Source organism: Cupriavidus pauculus (assembly GCF_008693385.1).
In the GTDB taxonomy this organism is placed as follows: domain Bacteria; phylum Pseudomonadota; class Gammaproteobacteria; order Burkholderiales; family Burkholderiaceae; genus Cupriavidus; species Cupriavidus pauculus_D.
The window spans coordinates 46,593-68,829 of sequence record NZ_CP044066.1 but is presented as its reverse complement, the minus strand read 5'-3'; the positions used below and the strand labels follow the sequence as shown (position 1 = coordinate 68,829).

The 22,237-nt window shown below is 59.5% G+C and carries 16 protein-coding genes and 1 pseudogene; 7 read left to right on the top strand and 10 right to left on the bottom strand.

Annotation, left to right across the window (positions count from 1 at the left end):
• Positions 1–221 precede the first annotated feature (221 nt).
• Positions 222–4,286, top strand: a complete 4,065-nt coding sequence (locus tag FOB72_RS17370) for a CheR family methyltransferase (RefSeq protein ID WP_150374153.1) — start codon at positions 222–224, stop codon at positions 4,284–4,286.
• 212 nt (positions 4,287–4,498) lie between these two features.
• Here FOB72_RS17370 and FOB72_RS17365 read toward each other — a convergent pair whose 3' ends face one another.
• Positions 4,499–4,744, bottom strand: coding sequence for a helix-turn-helix domain-containing protein (locus FOB72_RS17365; protein ID WP_223851554.1), 246 nt, complete (start codon positions 4,742–4,744; stop codon positions 4,499–4,501).
• Between the two features lie 195 nt (positions 4,745–4,939).
• Positions 4,940–6,373: an ISNCY family transposase gene (locus FOB72_RS17360; RefSeq protein ID WP_411859844.1), complete on the bottom strand. Its 1,434-nt coding sequence runs from the start codon at positions 6,371–6,373 to the stop codon at positions 4,940–4,942.
• Between the two features lie 287 nt (positions 6,374–6,660).
• Between FOB72_RS17360 and FOB72_RS32600 the strand changes: the two genes are divergently transcribed.
• The 3 genes from FOB72_RS32600 to FOB72_RS17345 all read left to right on the top strand — a co-directional run bounded on the left by FOB72_RS32600 (position 6,661) and on the right by FOB72_RS17345 (position 11,064).
• Complete coding sequence (locus FOB72_RS32600) at positions 6,661–6,861, top strand: manganese catalase family protein (protein WP_263364791.1); 201 nt, start codon at positions 6,661–6,663, stop codon at positions 6,859–6,861.
• A gap of 635 nt (positions 6,862–7,496) precedes the next feature.
• Positions 7,497–9,002: an ATPase domain-containing protein gene (locus FOB72_RS17350; protein WP_150373996.1), complete on the top strand. Its 1,506-nt coding sequence runs from the start codon at positions 7,497–7,499 to the stop codon at positions 9,000–9,002.
• On the top strand, positions 8,995–11,064 hold the full coding sequence (locus tag FOB72_RS17345) for a hybrid sensor histidine kinase/response regulator (RefSeq protein WP_150373995.1): 2,070 nt from the start codon (positions 8,995–8,997) through the stop codon (positions 11,062–11,064). The genes FOB72_RS17350 and FOB72_RS17345 overlap by 8 nt, the downstream gene beginning before the upstream one ends.
• A 1,216-nt stretch (positions 11,065–12,280) precedes the next feature.
• On the opposite strand, the gene FOB72_RS17340 is transcribed toward FOB72_RS17345, so the two are convergent.
• Positions 12,281–12,547 carry a BON domain-containing protein gene (locus FOB72_RS17340; RefSeq protein ID WP_191002263.1) on the bottom strand — a complete coding sequence of 89 codons (267 nt, stop codon included), beginning with the start codon at positions 12,545–12,547 and terminating at the stop codon, positions 12,281–12,283.
• Between the two features lie 411 nt (positions 12,548–12,958).
• On the opposite strand from FOB72_RS17340, the gene FOB72_RS17335 reads away from it, so the two are divergent.
• Both FOB72_RS17335 and FOB72_RS17330 read left to right on the top strand, forming a co-directional pair.
• Complete coding sequence (locus FOB72_RS17335) at positions 12,959–13,300, top strand: H-NS family nucleoid-associated regulatory protein (protein ID WP_317889542.1); 342 nt, start codon at positions 12,959–12,961, stop codon at positions 13,298–13,300.
• 1,190 nt (positions 13,301–14,490) lie between these two features.
• Entirely contained in the window at positions 14,491–14,976 is a 486-nt protein-coding gene (locus FOB72_RS17330) for a DUF3597 domain-containing protein (RefSeq protein ID WP_150373993.1), read from the top strand.
• A gap of 314 nt (positions 14,977–15,290) precedes the next feature.
• Here the strand turns inward: FOB72_RS17330 and FOB72_RS17325 are convergent, their stop codons facing one another.
• Complete coding sequence (locus FOB72_RS17325; protein WP_150373992.1) at positions 15,291–15,518, bottom strand: helix-turn-helix domain-containing protein; 228 nt, start codon at positions 15,516–15,518, stop codon at positions 15,291–15,293.
• A gap of 340 nt (positions 15,519–15,858) precedes the next feature.
• A complete protein-coding gene (locus FOB72_RS17320; protein ID WP_150373991.1) occupies positions 15,859–16,749 on the bottom strand; it encodes an MBL fold metallo-hydrolase in 891 nt (296 codons plus the stop codon).
• Positions 16,750–16,900: 151 nt separating this feature from the next.
• Here FOB72_RS17320 and istB point away from each other — a divergent pair.
• Positions 16,901–17,636: pseudogene (gene istB, locus FOB72_RS17315) on the top strand (IS21-like element helper ATPase IstB); the annotation flags it as partial.
• Positions 17,637–17,792: 156 nt separating this feature from the next.
• Here the strand turns inward: istB and FOB72_RS17310 are convergent.
• The 5 genes from FOB72_RS17310 to FOB72_RS17290 form a co-directional block, all read right to left on the bottom strand.
• Positions 17,793–18,119, bottom strand: coding sequence for a type II toxin-antitoxin system PemK/MazF family toxin (locus FOB72_RS17310; protein ID WP_150373990.1), 327 nt, complete (start codon positions 18,117–18,119; stop codon positions 17,793–17,795).
• Positions 18,116–18,328 (bottom strand): antitoxin MazE family protein, encoded by a 213-nt coding sequence (locus FOB72_RS17305; RefSeq protein ID WP_150373989.1) that lies wholly within the window; start codon positions 18,326–18,328, stop codon positions 18,116–18,118. Before FOB72_RS17305 ends, FOB72_RS17310 begins: the two co-directional genes overlap by 4 nt.
• 291 nt (positions 18,329–18,619) lie before the next feature.
• The gene (locus FOB72_RS17300; RefSeq protein ID WP_150373988.1) at positions 18,620–19,090 is read right to left on the bottom strand and encodes an RES family NAD+ phosphorylase; all 471 of its coding nucleotides are present in this window, start codon (positions 19,088–19,090) and stop codon (positions 18,620–18,622) included.
• The gene (locus FOB72_RS17295; RefSeq protein ID WP_150373987.1) at positions 19,087–19,542 is read right to left on the bottom strand and encodes an antitoxin Xre/MbcA/ParS toxin-binding domain-containing protein; all 456 of its coding nucleotides are present in this window, start codon (positions 19,540–19,542) and stop codon (positions 19,087–19,089) included. The genes FOB72_RS17300 and FOB72_RS17295 overlap by 4 nt, the downstream gene beginning before the upstream one ends.
• Positions 19,543–20,201: 659 nt before the next feature.
• Positions 20,202–22,217, bottom strand: a complete 2,016-nt coding sequence (locus FOB72_RS17290; RefSeq protein ID WP_150373986.1) for a lactonase family protein — start codon at positions 22,215–22,217, stop codon at positions 20,202–20,204.
• Positions 22,218–22,237 lie beyond the last annotated feature (20 nt).

Here is a 22,237-nt window from a genome sequence, read left to right as displayed (position 1 = left end):
ACGTCTCCCTCGGCCCGTAAGGGGCTATCCAGTACTGCATATTCTGGCGGACGTATAGTCAACACGCAAACTGCCGCTGCGGGCTCGCCGCGGTCTTGCAGCTAGCTGCCTGACCAATCTGCGCTCGAGGTTAACCACTTCGGATCGTATGGACGGCGGAAGAGGAAACCGCTCGGAGTATCATGGTGGCCAAAGCTCCACCACCCAACTTAAATCAAGCTATGGTCCGAACTCCGCCTGTGCCAACTCCAAGCCAACTCAATTTTCCGGTGGTTGGCATAGGTGCTTCGGCCGGCGGCATTGAAGTGCTGAAAGCTTTCTTTGAAGCTCTGCCGGCGCGCTCCGGCGCCGCGTACGTGATCGTGCTGCATTTGTCTCCCGACCACAATAGCACGCTTCCCGACCTGTTGCGCAGTGCGACGGATATGCCCGTAGTTCAGGTTGCGGATGCCAATCTAATTGAAGCCAATCACGTGTACGTGATATCGCCATCGGTGCTCCTGACCATGGTCGATGGCTGTCTGCGAGTGCAGCCGGCAGAATCACCAGATGACCGACGTGCGGCGATTGACCTTTTCTTTCGCTCACTGGCGGAAGCACATCGTGAACGTGCCATTTCCATCGTCTTGTCGGGCGCAGGCTCGGACGGATCGGTCGGTTTGACGCGCATCAAGGAACTTGGTGGTATCACCATTGCGCAGCGGCCAGAGGAGGCGGAGTTCCCTAGCATGCCGCGCGCTGCTATCACCACTGGCATGGTCGACCTAGTGTTGTCGGTGCCGGAGATGCCACAGCGATTGATGGATCTCTGGGTGACCGCCAGCCGCATTCAGATACCTAGCGCGGCGGAACCCAACAAAAGTCATGCGGTGGCCGCGGAGTATACCGAACGCATATTGCGCGAGATCATGGCAATTCTGCGAGCGCGTACTTCGCACGACTTCCGCCAGTACAAACGGGCAACAATTCTTCGTCGTATCGAGAGAAGGCTGCAAGTCAGTGGCTTGACCGATCTACGCGAATATCGGGACTATCTGCACGAGCATCCGGACGAGACCCCGTTACTGCTGCAGGACATGCTGATCAGCGTCACTAATTTCTTCCGTGATCGGGATGCTTTCGATGTGCTGCAGACAACTGTCATTCCACAGCTACTGGACAATCGGAGCGCCAACGAGCCGATCCGAGTTTGGTCCGCTGGCTGTGCAACGGGCGAGGAAGCGTACTCGATCGCGATGGCGCTTCAGGAGGCGGCTGAGCGCGCAGTAGATGGCGTCGCGTTTCAGGTTTTCGCAACGGACATCGACGAACGTGCGATCGCGACGGCACGGCTCGGCCTCTACCCTGATTCAATTCTTGCAGATGTGGACAGTCGCAGGTCGCGCCAATTTTTGACCAAGGAGGCAGTCCACTATCGCGTGAAGAAAGAGCTTCGTGCCAATGTCTTGTTCGCTATCCACAATGTCCTTAGCGATCCACCGTTCTCGCGGCTGGACATGGTGTGCTGCCGGAACCTTCTAATTTACCTGGACCGCGACGCGCAGCTCGAGATTCTCCGTACGTTTCACTTCGCGCTGCGGCAAGGCGGATTCTTATTTCTCGGCAGCTCGGAGACTGCAGACGGCGCAGGCGATCTTTTCACATTGGTTGACAAGAAGGCGCGGATTTACCGCGCCAATGTTGCCGTGAGAACGGATTCTCCGGTGCCGCTATCGTCTGTCGGTTTGGCCAACGCACGAATGCCCATGACTCTACAGCCTCCCACAGGCAAGCGTAAGTTTTCGTTTGGCGACCTTCACCAACGACTCGTGGAGCAACACGCGCCGCCGAGCGTCTTGCTTAGCCGCGACTCCGATATCGTCCATCTATCGGATCGGGCCGGTCGCTTTCTCCAATATGCCGGCGGCGTTCCTTCGCACAATATTATTGCTGCCGTGAGGCCAGAGTTGCGCTTGGAGCTGCGCACTGCGATCTTCCAGGCATTGCAATCGAATCACAGCGTCGAGGCTCGCCGCGTGGAGCTTGCGCGAGACGGCCGCCGATTTTTTGTCAACATGATCGCGCGGCCTGTGCACGACGCCGAATCCGGCGCGGACTTCATTTTGGTACTCTTCGACGAAGTGGAAAACAGCATGAGTGCCGACGGTGAAGTCTCGGAGGTGGTGTCTCGGGACCCGATCGTGAGTCAGCTCGAACGTGAGCTGCAACGAACGAAGGAGCAGCTACAGGCAACCATCGAACAGTCCGAGACATCCACGGAGGAACTGAAGGCATCGAACGAAGAGCTGCAGGCAATCAACGAGGAGCTACGTTCGGCCAGTGAAGAGCTTGAGACGAGCAAAGAAGAGCTCCAGTCCATCAATGAGGAACTGACCACTGTCAATGCGGAACTGAAGTCGAAGGTCGAGGAAACAAGCAAGATCAACGACGACCTGCAAAACCTAATTACGGCGAACGACATCGGTACGATATTCGTAGACCGCAACATCCGAATCAAGCGCTACACGCCACGGGCCACTGATGTCTTTAGCATTATCCCCTCGGATATCGGCCGATCGCTGCTCGACATCACGCACCGTCTGGAGTACGACAAGCTTGCCGACGACGCTGCCGAAGCCTTTGACTCACTGAGATTGATCGAGCGCGAGCTGCGCAGTATCGACGGGCGGTGGTACCTCGCGCGATTCTTGCCATATCGAACCACAGAGGACCGCATCGATGGCGCGGTGCTCTCGTTCATCGATATCACCTCACGTCGTGCCGCAGAAGAGCGGGCGCGTGAAGGCGAGCATCGTATGAACATCGTTGCCGAAAGCACGCGCGATTACGCCATCATTACGTTTGATGATGATGGTCGCATAACAAGCTGGAATCGAGGCGCGGAAAGAATCTTCGGATACTCGGAAAGCGAAATGCTCGGTAATCTCGCGAGCACCCTCTTTACGCCGGAAGATCGCGAGCGCGGCGTCCCCGACGAAGAGATGGCACAGGCTCGCAAATATGGGCGTGTGGAAGAAGAGCGCTGGCACCTGCGCAAGGACGGCAAGCGTTTTCGCTCCAGTGGGGTCTTGTCCCGTCTGGACACTGGTGGCGTCATAGGCTTTGCCAAGATCGCCCGCGACCTGGACGAGGTGCTGCCCGCCGGTGCGCCACGTGCGGATGAAGACAAATGGCAGCAGGGGCAGTTCCGCCGTGACGAGTTCTTGGCCATTGTCTCGCATGAACTCAAGCATCCCCTAAACCTGATTAGCGCCAGCAATGAGTTGATTGCGCGCTCGCCTGAGGCACAGCGCAATCCTGTCATCGAGCGCGCAACGAACACCATCAGACAGACGATCATCGGTCAGGCCAAAATTATCGACGACTTGCTGGATATGTCGCGCATTCGAACAGGCAAGTTATCGATTGTCCGAGAGACAATCGATCTGAGGAGCGTGGTGAAACGCGTGTGCGACGCGGTTACGCAAGACGCAAATGATCGAGGCGTGACCCTGGTCTGCGACATTGGTAAGGAGCCGCTGTGGGTACGAGCAGATCTGACGCGTATCGAGCAGATCGTTTGGAACTTGCTCAGCAACGCAATCAAATTTACCGAGGAAGGTGGTGCCATCGACGTCGTTTTGAGTCGGATTGGTGCACAGCTTCGTCTGGTGGTCCGCAATACGGGCACGGGCATTGACGCGCAGACGTTGCCCTACATCTTTGACTTGTTCCGCCAGGGAGGATTCTCGGCCGGTCGCAGCGGTGGGCTCGGCATCGGTCTATCGTTGGTGAAGGAGTTGGTTGAATTGCAGAATGGTACCGTGCATGCCGAGTCGGCGGGCATCGGCCAGGGCGCAACCTTCACCGTCGAGCTGCCATCTGTTTCAACGCAAGAGACGGGAGCTCATGTCTCAGCAGTGCCGACTGCAGTCCTCCAGGGCATGCGTGTGTTTTTGGTCGATGACGATGCATTGACCGTGGAGACCTTTAGACTGCTGCTCGAGTCAATTGGAGCGACTGTCGACGTAGCGACTAACGCAGAGCGAGCGCTGGATCAGATGGAGAGCGCGCCACCGCATCTTTTGTTATCGGATCTTGGGATGCCCGGCATGGATGGCTACGAGTTGCTGCGAGCTGTGCGTAGCCGGCCTAAACTGGCCGGAATCTATGCCATTGCCATAAGCGGCTTCGATCGTCAAGCTGATGTCGATGCAGCTTTACGCGCAGGCTTTGATGCGCATCTATCCAAGCCAATTGGTCTCGATGCGTTGTTGACTACGGTCGCTCACCTTCAGAAAAGATAGCCCCACCGCAATGTCCACGCTGTAGACACAGGGCGGCAACTATGACGATCAAATGGGAGAGAACGAATACCCCGTGCTCACTTCTGCACCCTGTGCCGGCGTCCGGAATACTGGGACGATCCGCTGCCGCATAAGGTGTCGACTTCCGGCATGTGGGGTGCAGCCGTTCCCTTTCTGTTGCTCTCACCTTAGCATGACGCTCGCACAGGATCTCAGCGGCCAGCGCCGGGCCAAATTCCGCGTAGCGGTCGCGGGTCAAGCCCCGTGCACGTGACGCCAGCCCGGGGAGCCAACTGACGGTGGCCGGCTTGCCCCCATTTACGGGACAAGAGGCCGCGTGGACCGTCCTGTCGATATCGCTGCGCCAACCGCTCGACCGGGCGGCGACTGATACTGAGCTTCTCGGCCGCACACCAGCGTGCCAAATGGCCGTCTGCCACCGCCTGGATCACCTTCATGCGGTCTATCTCTCGCATGCTCATGGTCACCAATCCCTGTCCGTGCATCGCAGCCTCCCGAAGCGCCCGGCGAATCTAGGAGCCTACGAGGAGAAGCCTGAGGTGACATCTCTATTCATCTCAAAGGTGACATTACTAATAGTGGCCAACACCGATTGTCTAGGGCGTTCTCAGGTGTCGGAGCGCCCGGCAAATTCAAATGTCGGCACGGGCGTGCGGTTTGTGTGGAAGCCGGTTCTTTTTTGGGGCGGTGGCGCTGGCCGCTGTTGCGGGCGGGCAGAGCAGGGTGGTGGCCATGGCACGCTCCAGATCCAAGCGATTGATTTGCCGCTGACGCCGCGTGCCGGGCGCAACCTCCTGGGAACGGACCGGCACCCCCGACATCGTGCGCGACGGTCCCTCGGAATGCCGGCTGTCGCGTAGCGCCTGCACCTTCTGCGCGATCTCCAGCACGTGGCCCAGCCGCTTGTTCTCCACGATGGCGCCCTGGTCAACCTCCGGGTAACGAAAATAGGTGGTGTAGGGCAGGGATGCGCCATCGCCCCACAGCTCGATCCGCCCGTCCGGGTACTCGGCGACCTCGATGTATCGGTGCGCCAGGTGGCGGTGCGCGGGCCGGTCCTCGAGCAGGAACATCACCTTGTCGTACTGCAGGGTCAGGCTCTGCGACACCTTGCGCCATTCGCGCCAACAGAAGATCCGCGCCAGATCCTCGTCGCCACGCAGCGGCCGGTGCGCATCGAAATCGCTGCGCGGTACCTTGGCAAAGCGCGTGTTGAAATCGGCGATGAACATGGGGACGTAGGCGTTGGCGTCGGCCATCGAGCTAATGCCGCGTAGCCGCAGTTCCTTGACCAGCCGGTCCTGCAGCGTGCCATTCATCCGCTCGACACGGCCCTTGGCCTGGCTCGTATTGGCGCACAGGATGTCGATGTTGAGCTCGAACAGCGCGCGGCCAAACTGCGTATAGCCGCGGCCTTCGGGCGTCTGCTGGCGGTTTGTGCGGAAGATGCTGGCCTTGTCGGAATAGAACGCCACGGGCTTGCCGTGCTGCTCGACATAGCCGCGCGTGGCGGTGAAATACGCGAGCGTCGACTCGGTTGGCACGAACAGGAGCTGCATCAGCCGGCCGGTGGCGTCATCGACGTAGACCAGCAGCGTGCACGCCGGCGCGCGGTCCTCGAACCATGCATGGTCGCTGCCATCGATCTGCACCAGCTCGCCCAGGCAGGCGCGGCGGTTCCTCGGCTGGTGGACCTTGGGCGGGCGCAACTTGCGGGGCACCCAGAAGCCGGCGTCAATCATGATCCGGCGCACACAGGACGTCGAGAGATCGAGGCCATGGCGCTCGCGCAGCTTCTCGGCCGCCAGCGTCGGGCCGAAGTCAGCGTAGGTGTCGCGGATCAGGCCACGTGCGCGTGATTCCAGCCCGGGAGGCAGTTGGCGGTGGCCAGCTTGCCCCCATTTGCGGGACAGAAGGCCTCGTGGACCGTCTTCTCGATATCGCTGGGCCAGCCGCTCGATCTGGCGGCGACTGATACCGAGCTTCTCGGCCGCGCGCCACACCATCAGACCATCTCGGACGACGGCTTCGATAACTTTGCAGCGGTCCAGTTCCTGCATGCTCATGGTGATCGTGTCGGGGCGGCCCATGCTCGTGCTCCTGACTGGCGAAGGTCAGCCAGCATGGCAGGATCGGGAGCCTGGAGATACGACATTTGAATTCGTCTCAGGTACGACATTAGAAAAAACCGCCAACACCGATCGATACTCTAATGCATGTTATGTTAAATGAAAAATGTCAGCCGTATTCACAGGCCGGCTAACCGTGGTCCAACAGAACGCTCAGAGACCGGTCCAGTTTTTTGAGATCGCGGAACAGACTAGGGCGAGCCCTGACGCGAATGAGGCGGCTCATGAACATCACGGACGCTCCGGGGGTGCAGGAAGCACTGGGCTTCCCGATGACGCGCGAAGTCTCGCATCAGGAGTCGTTCGAAAAGGCGCTGTACTCCGATCAGGCCGAACTTCTCACCCGGCAAGACTCCCGGCGACCCGCGCTTCGCCACCATTTACTACAACGTGTCGCAAGGCGACGATATCCGCGGCCCGTGTAATACGGACAGCGCGCTCGCGTTCGTGAAGATCCGGAGCCGGCAGTTGACAGCGGCGATGGCACGGCGACGATCAATGTGCCTCCCGATCAGCAATCGACGCTGGAATCGCTTGCCATGCGGCGAGTCTGATCTCGACAGCGCCCCGCTGACGGGCGGAAGGAGCAGATGATGAACATACCGGCGTCGGTGCGCCATCGTTGGCGCCAGCACCCGCTTCGCGTGATATCTGGCCCGGCCACCGCGCTGGTTGGCCTGAGCCCAGTAATCTGCACATCCATAGGGTTCGAGTCCCATAGTTGGCGACAGGCCCGTGGAAACGTGTCAGACATTGGCCGATAGCATGCGCGCAGTATCATGCCAAACTGCTCCTATATGCCGAACTAAACAGTTATCCCAATTACGTCTTATGAGGTCGCTGGATTATGACCAGCGCGACATCTTCAGATCATTGCATTCCGCGTCCCTCGAACCCTCCATCGCAACCGTCAGTACTGCACTTGCTTCACAGACGTTCCCGCGGCGCAGGCGAGCACAGTTTGCTCCAGGCATAGAGAAGGTACGATAGATAGCAGGTGGTGCATGCGGTCAGTAAGACGGTGATAGGCTAGTCACACGATCGTTATCCCGGAGAGTTTATGAGCGACGCGGCGGCACGGACATTCGCAAGCACGGGCGTTTCGGGGCTTGACGATATTCTCAACGGTGGGCTCAAGGAAGGAAATCTCTACCTGTTGGAAGGCAGCCCTGGCACTGGCAAAACAACGATTGCCATCAAGTTTCTGATGGCCGGCGCGGAGAAGGGTCAACGTGGGTTGTATATCACTCTGTCTGAGACTGCTGAGGAGTTGAAGGACGGCATGTATTCCCATGGATGGGAGTTGGACCCACTGATCTCAATATTTGAGGTAACTCCGCCTGAAGCCCTTCTAGAGGCGAACCAGCAGCAGAGCTTACTATATTCCTCCGACCTCGAACTCGGGGAGACGGTCACGTCTATCCTCGCCGAGTTCGCTCGCGTTAAGCCCGGGCGCGTCGTTATCGACAGCCTTTCGGAAATTCGCTTGCTAGCCCAAAGTTCCCTGCGATATCGGCGCCAGGTTCTCGCATTCAAGCATTACTTCGCCCGCCAAAACGCTACCGTACTGATACTCGATGATCGTACCTCGGACGTGGAGGACAAGACGGTACATAGCATTGCTCATGGCGTCGTGAAGCTGGAGGAGCTTTCGCCGAACTACGGCGCAGAGCGTCGCAGGGTGAAGATTGTTAAGTACCGGGGCCAGTCATTCCGAGGTGGCTATCACGATTTCACGATCAAGACCGGTGGTGTGGCGGTCTTTCCGCGGCTGGTGGCACTGGAACATCGCTCCGTGTTTAGTCGCAAACAACGCACAAGTGGGATTCAGGGTCTGGATGACCTTCTTGGTGGCGGAGTCGAGCAAGGTTCCAGCGTACTTATTCTAGGCCCGTCAGGAACCGGTAAAAGTCTCTACGCACTCCAGTTCGTAGCGGCAGCAGTTGAGCGTGGTGAAAAAGCTGCGCTGTTCATATTCGACGAAGAACTCGGCCTGCTCTTCGATCGAGTCCGTGCCATGGGCATAGACCTCGAAGCCATGCGCGCCTCGGGGAAGCTGCATATTGAGCAGGTCGATGCGGCCGAACTGTCCCCCGGAGAGTTCGCGCATCGGGTACGCACCAGCGTGGACGACCTGCAGGCGAAGACAGTGGTGATCGACAGCATCAACGGCTATGAGTCCGCCATGCCGGAAGAGAGTGCGTTGACGCTTCATATTCACGAACTGCTCCAATACCTGAACCGGCAAGGCGCGAATACATTCCTGACCGTGGCCCAGCATGGCTTGGTGGGAGACATGAAGACACCCGTCGACGTGACGTACCTTGCCGATACCGTTATCCTGCTCCGCTATTTCGAAGCGCACGGACGCGTGCGCCGCGCCGTCTCGGTCATCAAGAAGCGCACCGGTCCGCACGAGGAATCAATTCGCGAATACAGGTTGGGCAACACGGGGCTCGTCTTCGGCGCTCCATTGGAGCAATTCCAAGGGGTTCTGAGCGGCGTTCCCAGGTTCTTGGGCGATGCGGGGCCGTTGCTCCCTCCTGAGGCAGACCCTGATGAATGACTGCCCAGCACTGATACTAGCGCCTGTTGGACGCGATGCGACCGTCGCCGCTTCGTTGCTGGCGAGGACGCAAACGCCCTGCCGCATTTGCGTCGACCTGCAGTCCCTCGCGCATGCGCTTGATGATTCGATATGCTGCGTGGTCGTGACCGAAGAGGAACTGCTGGATTTGCGGGAAGTGTCGGCGTGGGTGTCAACCCAGCCGCCATGGTCCGATCTTCCCTTCGTAGTGCTCACGCGGCGCGTCGCGGATGAGGGAAATCGCCTAGGAGAAGTCGCCCGGATAACCCAGAGCTTGGGCAATGTCACGTTCATCGAGCGACCGTTTCACCCCACCACCTTCATCAGCGTGATTGGCGCGGCCGTGCGCGCGCGTAGAAAGCAATTTGACGCCCGTAGAAGTCTCGTGGAACTGCATGAGGGCGAGGAGCGCCTTCGCACGGCACTGACGGCGGGCCGCCTTGGATCGTGGGAGCTCAACATAGCAACACAGACGCTCACAGCATCGGCTACGTGCAGGGCCATTTTCGGGCGGGCCGAGAACGAGGACCTCACCTACGACGACGCGCTGGCCACGACCCATCCGGAGGACCGCGAGCGCATCGAGGCGATGCTCAAACACAGCATCGACACGGGCGCCGACTACACTCTCGAGCATCGGTTGATCTTGCCCGACGGAAGTGTGCGGACCGTGGACGTGCGAGCCCGATACGTCGGCGATGGGATGAACGGGAGCGGACGGTTCGTTGGCGTCTGTCTTGACGTCACCGAGCAAGTGGCAGCAGCGGAACGGTTGCGTCGTGCCAACGAGTCGCTGGAAAGGAAAGTCCGCGAGCGTACGGCAGAACTCGAGACGTCCCACCGCAACATCCTTGAGGAGATACGCAAGCGCGAGCAGACCGAAGAGAAGCTGCGGCACGTACAAAAACTCGAGCTGATTGGTCAATTGTCCGGTGGAGTTGCGCACGATTTCAACAACCTGCTGGCAGCCATCCTCAATAATCTGGAGCTTGCCCGGAAGGACGCGTCTGCCAATCCGAAACTCTTACGTCTCATCAACGGCGCCTATCAAGGCGCTCGCCGTGGGGCGACGCTGACTCAGCGCCTGCTAGCTGCGGCGAGACAACAGGATCTTAACGTTGCTCCTACGAGTCTGCCCAAACTGCTACGCGGCATGGAAGAACTTATCGCTCGCTCGATTGGGCCATCCATCGACCTTCGTATAGAAACTGCGAACGAGGTACCCCTTGCTCTCGCCGACGCCGACCAGATTGAACTCGCGCTATTGAATCTCGTGGTGAACTCACGAGATGCGATGCCGCGCGGCGGACGCCTCTCTATTGCCGTGGACACGCTAACTTCGTCTGGTGACCCCGAACTCCCAGCAGGTCAATACGTGCGTATTTGCGTAAGCGACGAAGGTGTCGGGATGGACGCGACGACTCTTGCGAAAGCAGGCGAGCCATTCTTCACAACAAAAGAGGTCGGCAAAGGAACCGGACTGGGCATTTCCATGGTCCGCGGTCTCGCGCGACAGTTGCATGGGGCGCTGCGACTGGAGAGTGAACTCGGAAAAGGCACTCGCGCTACGCTTTGGCTCCCGGCACTCGCAATGACCAGTGAGTCACTGCTTGAAGAAGTCGCGCGTGATACGGGTCCACCGTCGGTTCACGCAGAAGCGGTTGGGAAAATTCTAGTCGTTGATGACGACACTCTCGTTGCCACCAGCACCACGCTGCTGCTGGAAGACGTAGGCCATGAAGTTGTCGTCGCAGAGTCTGGCGACGCGGCCCTCCAGTTGTTGGCAGAGGGCATGAACATCGACGTGCTGCTCACAGACTACTCCATGCCTTACATGACGGGACTGGAGTTAGCGGAGGCAGCGCGACTATTACGCCCGCAGCTGCCCATCGTTCTTGCAACAGGTTATGCGGAACTACCTGAAGCTGACTCAAGCATCATCCACCTCCGCAAACCCTTTCAACACGACCAGTTGATCAGTCGCATAAATCTGGCATTGGAGAGAGCTCGCACCGCAGGAACACATCGGGCTGACCGATAGCCGTTTGCGCCGCGACGCTACCCGCAATGCTGTATCCGGAGTGCTCTGTGCGTTCATTGCACTTGCGGGGATATCTCGAAGGGCCACGCCCGGCACTTGACGTAGCGTTGCTTAGCCACAGGCCTTGCGCTACGCGGCGCGGCGCTTTATCCGTGGCTTCGTCCTCTAAGTCAGCGCTCGGGTCCAAAAAACGGTTGTCTGTTTCGCTCCCTCCCTCGTTGCGACCGCAGTCTGGCGCTTGGCCTGAGCAGTCATACGGCCCGCGGGTACTATCGGCGACACGATTGGCCCGCGCGAGCACATTTCTCTTCACACTAACGCCGCAGATTAGATTTTTCTTCTTAAGGGTCTAGACTGTTTCATAGCCCGCGAACGTACCCGCCAAGACTCGTGCTCCTCGCCAGGCGTCAGAGTCATAGATGGCGGGGTGTTCGGCTCCCGACATCGCACCGCGCCGCTGGTTTCCGATCGCGGCTGCAACGGTCTCTACGTCCACAGCACTAGCGTTCTATAACCTTTACTACGCCTGAGCCATGACTATTACCCATCTGTTATCGAGTGGCCGCATCGCCGCCTCTGTGTTTGTCGTATTAGTCTTGATCGTAGCCGTGATCTTGCTGGCCGAGAACGATAGTCGTCGCGATTGCCGCGATGTCGCCAACGCGTATGGGCGCACTGCCGAATCTTATCCCTGTGGTCCGATGCTTTGGTGATCGCCCCCTCAGCGAGAGGTTTCGGCATTTCGCAGATTTCTAATCTGGCTTGCTTACATGCTATGTGTAGTCGTGCGTTGACAAGCACCACGTGGCGTGTTGAGGGAAAACCTGATCAACGTGGCGTTGGTTTCGACCGAAGCCAAGGTGGGCCGCGAGATGCCAGGCTGATGGGCAAAGAGAAGACGTTCACTCATCCGCCAACGGCGTGACTAACGCGCGCCGGGCGCTAGGGCTCAGCTCGTGGCGAGCGGCCGCGACAGATAGAACGCGAACCTTGCCTCCTCCACAACGCGGCGGAGATGACTTTTATAAGCAGTCTCATTCCTCGTTTCCGCGATGTCCCAATTGCGTCCTTTCACGTCCAAAGGATGGTTTTTAGGCATCGACAGCACAACCGCTTCGGCCAGCCCATCAGGCGGTTGATCTTTCTGCCATGTTTGACAACTCCGGGCACGGGAGCCCGGCAAAGCTGGCCAATACGACTTCGCAATCTCACGTGATCATCTGAGACTCAGCGTTCGCTCCGGTGAAACCGTCGGGTCTCGGAAACGAACACCGTTCTCGATATCGCGCACGCCCCACACACCTTCGGTGATCTTCTCAACTAGACGACGCTCGTAACGATCTTTAACGGTGCCCACGAGTCTGATGACACCAGCCTCTATGTGCACGGTCACATCAAATACGTCGACACCAGGATGCATTGCCAACCGTTCGCATACATTGTCCAGGACATGCTCATCGGGCCGGCGGTAGTTTTTGGGCATGCGACTGACCATGCCAATCTGGGGAAACGTTGCAGGGCGTAGACCGTCACACAAGCTGGTTCTCGACCTCAATTCCTCTTGCGGGCGCGTGGTAACCGGGGCACGTCATGCGAAACTCTAGCTGGTGTAAATAAGACGGCACCTTGATCTCGCTGGCTGGGCCGCACGCGCCCTCATTGATGCGAGCGCATATGAGTGCCAATGCTCGGAGGGCCTAGTGTGAACGGTGCCAGCATCGGGAATGGAATAGCTCACTCGGCCGCGACGGAGAGGAAGTATCTTAAAGAAACACAACGCACCTGGATGGACCTTGCCGCCTACGCTGGCAGGCCGATCTTTCTGCGCCCGAAATGACTTTTCTTCAATGCCCACCCACAGCGGACTACCGCGATGGAATATCGAGGGAGAGATATGTCCCCGGAACTCACAGTTAAAGCTTCATCGCACTATCATGCAACCATGAGCCAAAGTACCCGACTTCATACCTACTCCAACCCGACCCAAGTGCTGCGAGAACGTGCCGAGGCCATCCTCTGGATAAAGACCCAAATGGCGCGACACGGTCTTCAATTCGAAGATCTTAAAAGAGCGGGTTTTGATGAACACGCCTCGGCCGGCTCAACGTCAAGCGCGCAAGCTCGCTTTCGAGATGCTCAAGGCCATGTTTGGGACGGGCAAGGCGCGTTACCGGCCTGGCTGCAGCGCGCCGTGAATGCCGGCCAGTCTGTCGAGCATTTTCGTGTTGACATCTGACAGGTATTCGGCCGAGAGCCTCCGGGCATGACTGCGCTGCGGCCGATCATCACGCAAACTTGGTGATTGTGGCAGGGAGTCGCGCTCAGTTGTATCCCATAAAATCCGCGCTCTGCGATGCGTATCAGCAGTTAGGTCGGTAGGCTGCCGGATCAATGGTGGTGAAGTTGTCTATGCAAAATTGTCTGTAATGGCTCGTATTTGGACGACGGATCGTTGCGTCGCGTTTGCTAAGATCGAAGCTCTCGGTCCGACTGGATTGGTCCTGTGCCGTACTGACGCGAAAGGTCTAGGATGGCAAAGTCTCGGACACCACGCTCTCAAAGCCAAGACGACCATGCCCAAAGCTATCCCAGCAATTCAACAACGTCCGGACGATGGGAACAGCTACCAGGCAGCGTTGGATGCCTCATTGGAGATGACATTTCCTGCGAGCGATCCCATTTCCCCAGGTGCCGCGTTGGGGATGGCTCACCAATTCAGCACGTCTCGTGACCAGATCGACTGGCGGCAGGCTGCTTCGATCGACATGCAGAGTCCAGCGAGCCCGGTCCAGCGGCCTCACCCGCCCGCGCTTGACGAGATACCGGCTAAAGGAACGTGACATCCGTCCCTAGGGGCGCAAAAAAAAGCCAGCCCGAAGGCTGGCCGATTGTGTCGCATTATTTCCCAACAAGCCCCGGGGCGGACTCGATCGGGCCGGATTAATGCCAACACCTAGCGTAACCATGCTAGGTATAGAAGCCAGCGCATACAACCACTTTCGGGTTCTTGGTCTCCTTCCTGCGGATAAGTGGCGGATGGCATCCGTTTTCCGCGCGGCCGCTCGAGCGCTTTCGCACCAAACGCCACGACCGGAAGGCTACCTTGACCACTCGCGACCGGACCCTCATTGGCTCTTGCAGGGAGCTCTTAGTGTTCTCGAGCCTTTTAGATTTGACGGCATGCGGTGCCCAGTGAAGTTGGCAAGGGAGCGCTAGGTGGAGGTGAGAGACGCAACAATTGCCAATGCGAAGCCTTTTGACACGCGTGCACAACAAAACCGGCGAAGTCCAGTATTGCATTCCGTCTGAGCTAATAGGACAGGCTCACGCGCGCGATGGACCCTAACAGCGCTTCGCACTTGACCGCATTGACTGGAACGGAACTTGCGGCAACGGACACACCTTTCAAACTATAGGAGATCAGCCATGAGCATTTTCAAGGACATTCTCAATAAGCTATTGCACCGCGGCGATCAGCAGGCGCAAGCCACTACAGGAGTGGCAACGGGCACGCCGGCTGGCGACACCGGCGCACCTCTCTCGGGCACAACTTCAGGCGGCCAGCCTGCCCTGGGCAGTAAGGCTGCCGAAGCACAGCCAACGACAGGCGGAGCAACAGGAGCGTCAGGCCCGCCCCTGCCGACTGCGCTAGCGCAAGTGGACGTCGAAGGCGTGATGGACAGCGCGGTGAAGGAAGCCGGGGAGACGCTTAACTGGCGCACGTCGATCGTCGATACGCTCAAGGCGCTCGGTATTGATAGCAGCCTTGAGCACCGCAAAGCGCTGGCGAAGGAATTGAATTATTCGGGTGACACGAATGACTCCGCCGCCATGAACACCTGGCTGCACAAGCGCGTGATGCAGGAGTTGGCACAGAACGGCGGTAAGCTGCCTAAAACCCTGACGGAGTGAGCACGTCTGCGCAGGCCGGACGGAAAAGCCATTCGCCCTCCCCGCCGTCCCGCGCGCAGCATAAAGAGCAATCACCATTTCGTGAGTGACCCCCACGATGACGCCGTATCCCAGCCTCTCGGATCGCTCGAGGGGCATTTTTTTGTGCTCTTAATTGCTTTGCCGACACGACGACCCGGTGCCGATCAGGTACTCCCTCGCACACGATTACACACATCCCCTCTTTGAACGTGCCCGCAGATATCGAGGGACGGTGTTAGAAATTCTGCGGCGCCCAGTGACAACGACACGATTAGAGACCAGTCCCTGGGAATTTACAGAACGCCGCGCTCCAACCAAACGATATCCGAGGATTCAATGCCCAGCGCCTGAGCGAACTGATCGTGCGTCAATCCGTGCCGTTCGCGCTCCGCGCGCATCATCCGGCCAAGCTCAGCCACAGAGCTTTGGCGCTCGTGTACGCCGGCAGCATTGGTGGGGCGAGCGGCATAGCTGGAGGCATGCAGTCTGTTCAGGTCGTGCTCTCTCTGGAGGGTTTCCATCCCCGCGAGTGCGCGGATTAGGTATGCGAGAAGTCTGACGGCACTTTCAAAACCGCGACATCGGGAATAGTCTTACATTGCTGTACGACAGGGCCTTGCCCACGAATGCCGCTGCTGGGCACGCTTTTCAGTTAAAAAAACCGCCTCCACGGCGGATAATTCGTTCCATTCTCATCTTCGTCGGTTGGGCTGACGCTCTTATCGACGAAACTCAGTACTACGTTGAGATCTACAGCTGCAAGCCGACCGAAAATGCATTGATTGTGGACAGGGACGCTCTCTTCATCAGCGGATTGAGCGCCGATGAGACACTGACGCAGGAGAAGATGGGTCTCAGAGCTCAGGCCGGAATAGGTCGAGCGTAGGTCCACTCGAAGCGGTCGCCGGCGCGTGTGATAACGCCCGCCGACGTCTCCGCGAAATGCGCGGTGAACACCGTGGCCCCCGTTTCCGCCGCACGCTGGAGCAAAGCGAGGCGAGAAGCGCGGGCCTCCTCCGGATGCTGGCAGAACATCGAATTCCAGTTTGGGTGGTGCACCTGCACCGCGCTGTGCATGACGTCCCCCGAAAACAGCGCCGTTTCGCCGCGCGAGCGGATCTCGATGGCCATGTGCCCGGCGCTGTGTCCGAACGTCGGGATGAACCGGATGCCGTCCATAACATCCGCGCCCGCATCAGGCACCGTGCGCGCCTGCCCTGCCCCAATGACCGGGGCAACGCTGTCATCGAACACCATGCGACGTGGCGCCCCCTCGGGCGTCCCGAAAAAGTCGCGCTCACGTTCGCCAAATACATACGTGGCATTCTCAAACAACGGCACCCACCTGCCCTCGCGGCGATGCGTATTCCAACCCACATGATCGACATGCAGATGGGTCAGCAACACGTAATCGACCTGCTCTGTATGAAAGCCCGCGGCCTTGAGACGCTCGAGCACCGGGTTGTCGAGGCAGTCGAACAGTGCGCTGAACGGCCGCGACTTGCCATTCCCGATGCCCGTATCGACGACGATGGTGTACCCATCCAATTCGACGAGCCACAGATGCGTTTTCAGCGGTACGCGTCGAAGGGCCAGGTCGAGGCTCTCCGCGGCGAAGCGCTCCGACAGCGCGCGTCCGAGGTCCTCGGTCCATGCCGGGAACAGGCGCTCGGGGGCGAGCGGAAATTCCGTCTCGTCAACGCGGGTAATCGTTGCGGCGCCCACTCGGTGGACATTCGGAAAGGTCTTCATGGAAAAAGGACGCTCGCGGCGTCTCGACAGCGACGAACATGCGTCCACTATCGTGCAAGACGCCGCTCGCTACCAATTCTTTTCAGGTAGGGCGGTGATACCTTTCAGGCTAGCCAAACTGCGCGGCGAAGCGCTTTGGCGTGGCGTTTGTCTCTGCAGCGAACTCACTGAGCGCGAGGTGCGCTCGCTGGCCTACCAGATGAAGGTGGCCAAGTTTCCGGCGTATCGAGATCTCATGGGCTTCGACTTTACATGCAGTGAAGTCGACGAAGCACTGGTGCGCCTCCGCCGTTGTAAGTTCCTCGCGTCCAACGTCGTGCTGGTTGGTGGACCCGGGACCGGCGAGACCCACATCGGCACTGCAATCGGTGTGCAGGCCGTAGAGCATCATCATCGGCGCGTGCGGTTCTATTCAATCATCGAACTCGTCAACACGCTGGAACTGGAGAAGGCCGCCGGCAAGCCAGGACATCTGGCGACGCGGCTGATGTACGCCGATCTGGTGATCCTCGACGAGAATGGGCTATCTACCATTTAGCCAGGCCGGCGGCGCAATGCTGTTCCACCTCATCAGCAAGCTCTACGAACGTACCCGCCTCATCATCACCACTAACCTCAGCTTCGGGGAATGGTCGGCTGTCTTCGGCGGCGCCAACATGACCACGGCGCTGCTGGATCGTCTGCCCCATCACTGCCACATCGTCGAGATCGGCAACGACAGTTACCGGTTCAAGAACAGCAGCATTCAGCCGAGCAAGGAGAAACGCACAAAGCAGACACCAGTCAGTGAAGAGGCATGTCCTTGGGGTGGGTCAGTTTTCGATGCAATTGGTGGGTTCGGTCTCGGTGCAATTCAACACACAGACCAACACACAGACCAACGATAGGGTCCTGCGGACACCATCCGTTCCCATGAGGCCAAGATCGACGTCGGGGCCGCCAGTCACCGACAACTCTCTGACTAGTGCGGTATTGCGCCGGCCGCCTCGCGTTGGGCGGCGCAACCTCGCCCGCCGTACGGCGAAGCATTGAATGCGTCGATGTCAGACGATGCCAAGCCAGACGGTTAGTGCACGGTCAACTTCCGCCATGCGGTCGCTGTCCAGTCGGCCAATGACCTTGCCAATCTTCGTTCTCAGTGGCGACTGGATCTTGTCGACCATGATCTCCGATATCTCGCGAAGCCCATTCTGCTCGTCCGGCTCGACACGAATGCGAAACGCCGGCGTATTGCGAAGCTCGCTGGTAATGGGCAAAACGTTGATCGTCGGATGCTCGTCTAGGTAAGTGTTGGACTGAATGACAAGGGCTGGACGTGGCTTACCGAACTCGGTGTTCATTGCCACTACAACGACGTCACCTCGCTTCATTCCCACCCCGACGTATCACTCATTTGGCTAAGCTCTTCTGCCAGCTCCCACTCGCGAGGCTCCGCGGCGATAAGTGCTGACTGTCGCTTGCACTCGGCGATGTAGATGGGATCACGCGTGTCAGGCACCCATAACAACACTTGGCGCAGCCCCAACGCTGCCTTTGCGGCCCGAAACTCCCTGGCACGTAGCGCAGTGCTCTTCGCCATGCTTCTCCCCCGTTTGTCGTTACTAGTAACACGCGAACAGTATAACCTGCGCATCCGTTATTAGCAACGATATAGGCTGTTATCGGGTATGCGATCCATTTTCACATGTGAAAGTGGTGAGCAGGATGGGATTGGCAGTTAGTTGCGATTTGATGAGCGTGTGGCGCCTACGAGCTGGTGTCTTCGCAACAAGGTGGCAGGAGCCACGCTCCTAGCAGTAGGCACTGCGCACGGTCGTTCGTGCTCTCAAGCTGTTGGTCTTTCTGACGGCCGGCAAAACGGCCGGGGGGATCATGCCCGCGGCTCAGAGAGCAGTGAAAGGATGCGCGGATCATGCTCGACGCGCTCGGCCTCGAGGATGCGAGCCTTCTCCGCATCCGGATGCGATGGGTTAAAAACGTAATTCGACGCGTAAGGCACTAGGACGCTCGGCACCTTCAGGAGCAGACTGGATCGGACGGACAGCCATTCCGTGCCGGCATTCTTCGACCAGCCGGCGTTCTGCTTCCAGTCTGCCGGCAGGTCCGCAATGCTAGCGACCGCGATGGCGTCATCAACCTCGACTTTCAAGAGCTGGTAGTTTCTCGGCAGATCCTCGATTCTCGAGAGCTCGTGGTGAACTAACACCTCAAGGAGCGCAAGCGCAGGGTGTTCTGCAAGATACACAACCGGCTGACCGGGGAAATGCCATCGTCCTCCTGCGCGCAGTCCACCGACGCCTTTGAGATCCGCGTAGTTGCTGATTCGCCAAAGGATCATCAGGCAAAGTACCCTTCGTCGATTTGCACGAGTTGCTCCTCGACGAGATGCGCCCCTTGCTCGGTCCCAGCCAGAGACAACGGCGCCATCCCGCCGAGCCGCTGCTGCTTTTGACGCAACCAGTTCAATCCGCGCTCGACATCACCGAACGTGTTCACCGCCAGGGCAAGAATCCGAGCCAGCCGAATGGCTTTGTCTGATTCCTCCACCGTCAGCGGTTGGCCCTTCTCCCGACGATGACTCAGCGTCCGCCGGGGAATGATGAAGGCGACTTCGTCCCACGAGAGACCCGTCTCGAGCAGACGCTCGAGTGTCTCTGCCGGCAGCCTGTCACTCGCCAACGTCGCCAGATCGGCGCCGCCGCGCACCTTAGTGCTCAAAAAAGCACTCAAGTCTTCGAGGTAGCGTTCATAAGGCGCCTGAGCGCCTGATGGGTGAAAGGCGATGGTTCGCATGACAGGCTCCGGCAATATGCCCTGATATTAACGGCAAATTGCCAAACAAGCAACCGTCAGGACTCCGCCTCACTGCGCTCGCCATCCTGCTTGACAGTGCCGCCTGCACTGCCAGGTGCGTCATACTGATGACACGGCTCCCATCGGCGAGCGTCGCCGTGGCTTTGATGTCGGCCCCGCCGGCGGCAAGCGTCTAAGTGGTGGCGAAAATGCCGACCGGAGCAGCGGCCGTCGCCATCACCGAAGCGGCTGGAGCCTTGTCCGTGGCAGCACGGTGGCCACGGCCGGATCCGACGACGTCCACGCGAAGCCAGCGCCCTTCAATTCCGTGCCATTGGCAGCGAGCAATGTCGCCTTGAAGGTCAGCCTGCCACCAGCAACAGGTGCGGCCTTCCCGGTGTCGGCCACCAAGCGCGAAGCTGCCGGCGTGGTGGCTGGCGTCGGCGATTGTCGTCGGTGCCGCAGGCGGCGAGCAGCGCCGCGCTGAGCACACGGCAAGGCCGGCAGCGCGCGCGCCGACAAGAGCCCGTGGAAACAAGGACTCCACCTGTATTGATATAGAAATACCGGTCCGGCATATTCGACAGCCCATCGGGTGCCGCCGAAGTTTTCCATTGGATGGTGCGAGGTGTCTGTCGCGGACCGTTGCGTCCGACGCTCTATGGCAGCGGCTCGACAATCGCCATGCCGATATTGCCATTGCCCGTGGGGAATGGACTGCCCGGCACCGGTGTCAGCGCACCGGTGGTTGAATTGATTGCGAAGCCGTAGAGCTCGCCGAGGAAGGACGGCGAATACAGGAAGCGCCCGCTCGGATCGACGTGCAGGCGTTGCGCGTTGAAGCCGGTGGGCGTGCTCCCCAGGTTCTGATCGAACAAACCCGTCGTCAGATTGCGCCGCACCACCTGAATCCCATTTGCAGTCTGCCCCCCAGTCAGGACATAGGCAAACGGACCCGACGGGGCGAGCACGATGTCGGTGGGCGAAAGCATGGTCGGGAAAACGTCAATCGCGGTCACGGCACCCCTAACGGGGTCGATAGCGCCGACGCCGATTGTGTTGCTGGACATGTTCAGCGAGTACAGCATCCGGCCATCGGCAGACACCACAGCGCTACGCGCGCCTGAGCCAGTGGGTGGCGTCGTGTCTGGCAAATAGACTGTGCCGAGCAACGGATCAAAGGCCATGGACCACACCTCGTCCGTTGTGGTGTTCACCGAATAGATAAACCGACCATTCGGCGACACGGCAACACCTGATGTACGACCGCTCAAGTCACCGCTCCAGTACCCCTGTCCAGTAGCTGTCGCCGTGTTGGTGAGGGGGTTGATGCTGAATGCGAGGACAGTGCGCCCTGCGCCAATAATTAACCACTTGCCCGTGGGATGCACGGAGATAACCTCCGGCATCGGGGAGGTCGGCGCGCTCGTGCCAGAGATAACGCTCAGGGCGCCAGTGGCTGGATCCAGCTGGTATGCCTCCACCGCGTCGTCGTCGCGCATGATCGCGTAGCCCACCAGCCCCGACGGCAGGAAGGCGATGTCAGTCACCTTTCTCGTTGTGGCGAACGGGCTGCCAGGCACTGCGGCAAGCGTTCCGTTGCGCGGATCGATCCGATAGACCGAAATCTTAAAATCCACGCTGTTGGGCACGACCACGAACTGGGCCTGCACGCAGTTGATCGTCACATCGGTAACGTTGGTGCCGGCGATGGTGCCGCTGCCGTTCTGCACAGTGCAGGTCTGCCCGGCAGGCTGGCCAGACACCGTGACGCCGTACAGCGTCCCGGCGACAAGCCCGGTGGGGAATGAGAACGCCCCGCCGGCGCTGACGACCGCCGTATCGCCGTTGGCCCCGGCCAGCATCAGGCTCTTCCCCGCGGCCAGACCGGACACCGTACCGCCCACCGTGTAAGTCGGCAGCGGCACCGTGGTCGGGCGGGCCAGCGCGGCGTTGCCGCACAGGCGGGCTCCTGTGGGTGTATCCGCGCAGGCGGCGAGCACGGCGGAGCCACCCAGCGTGGCAGATGATGGACTGCTGATCTGTGCTGAACGGCCGTCCACTGCGGCGGTCACGGGGAAAGTGATATCGCCGGTGCTCCACGACCAGTTGATCAGGTCGGCGATACCATCGACGCCATCCGAGCGCCGCACGGCGGCGGTCACGGTTTGAGCCGCCGCGCCGGCGGTCACTGTCAGGGTCGCGGGCGACAGCGTCAGCGTGTACGACTTTGCGGGCGCCGATTGCACTACCAGATGCGTAACCGCGGTAGCTCGGCCGCCATCGGCAAGCGTCGCCGTGGCCGTGATATCGGCTACGCCAGCATTGCGGGTCTGCACCGTGGCATAGGTGCCGACCAGAACCGAAGCCGAGATTCCTGCCGGCGACTTGTCCGAAGCCCCTGTGACCACGGCAACCGATTCGTCGGAAGACGTCCAGGCGAAGCTTGCTCCTTTCACCTCATTCCCATCGGCGGCAAACACCGTCGCCTTCAGCGTCAGCGTGGTGCCTGCTACCGGCGCAGCGCTGCTTGTGTCTACGACAACCTTGGTGGCGCCCGGCGTAGCTGACTGGGCGGGAGTGGCATTGTCATCGGAACCGCAGGCAGCAAGTACCGCAGTCGCAAGCAAGGCAATACCGAACGCGCGTGCGCCGGCAGGAAGACGTGGAAACATGGATCCGACCCGTAATGTTC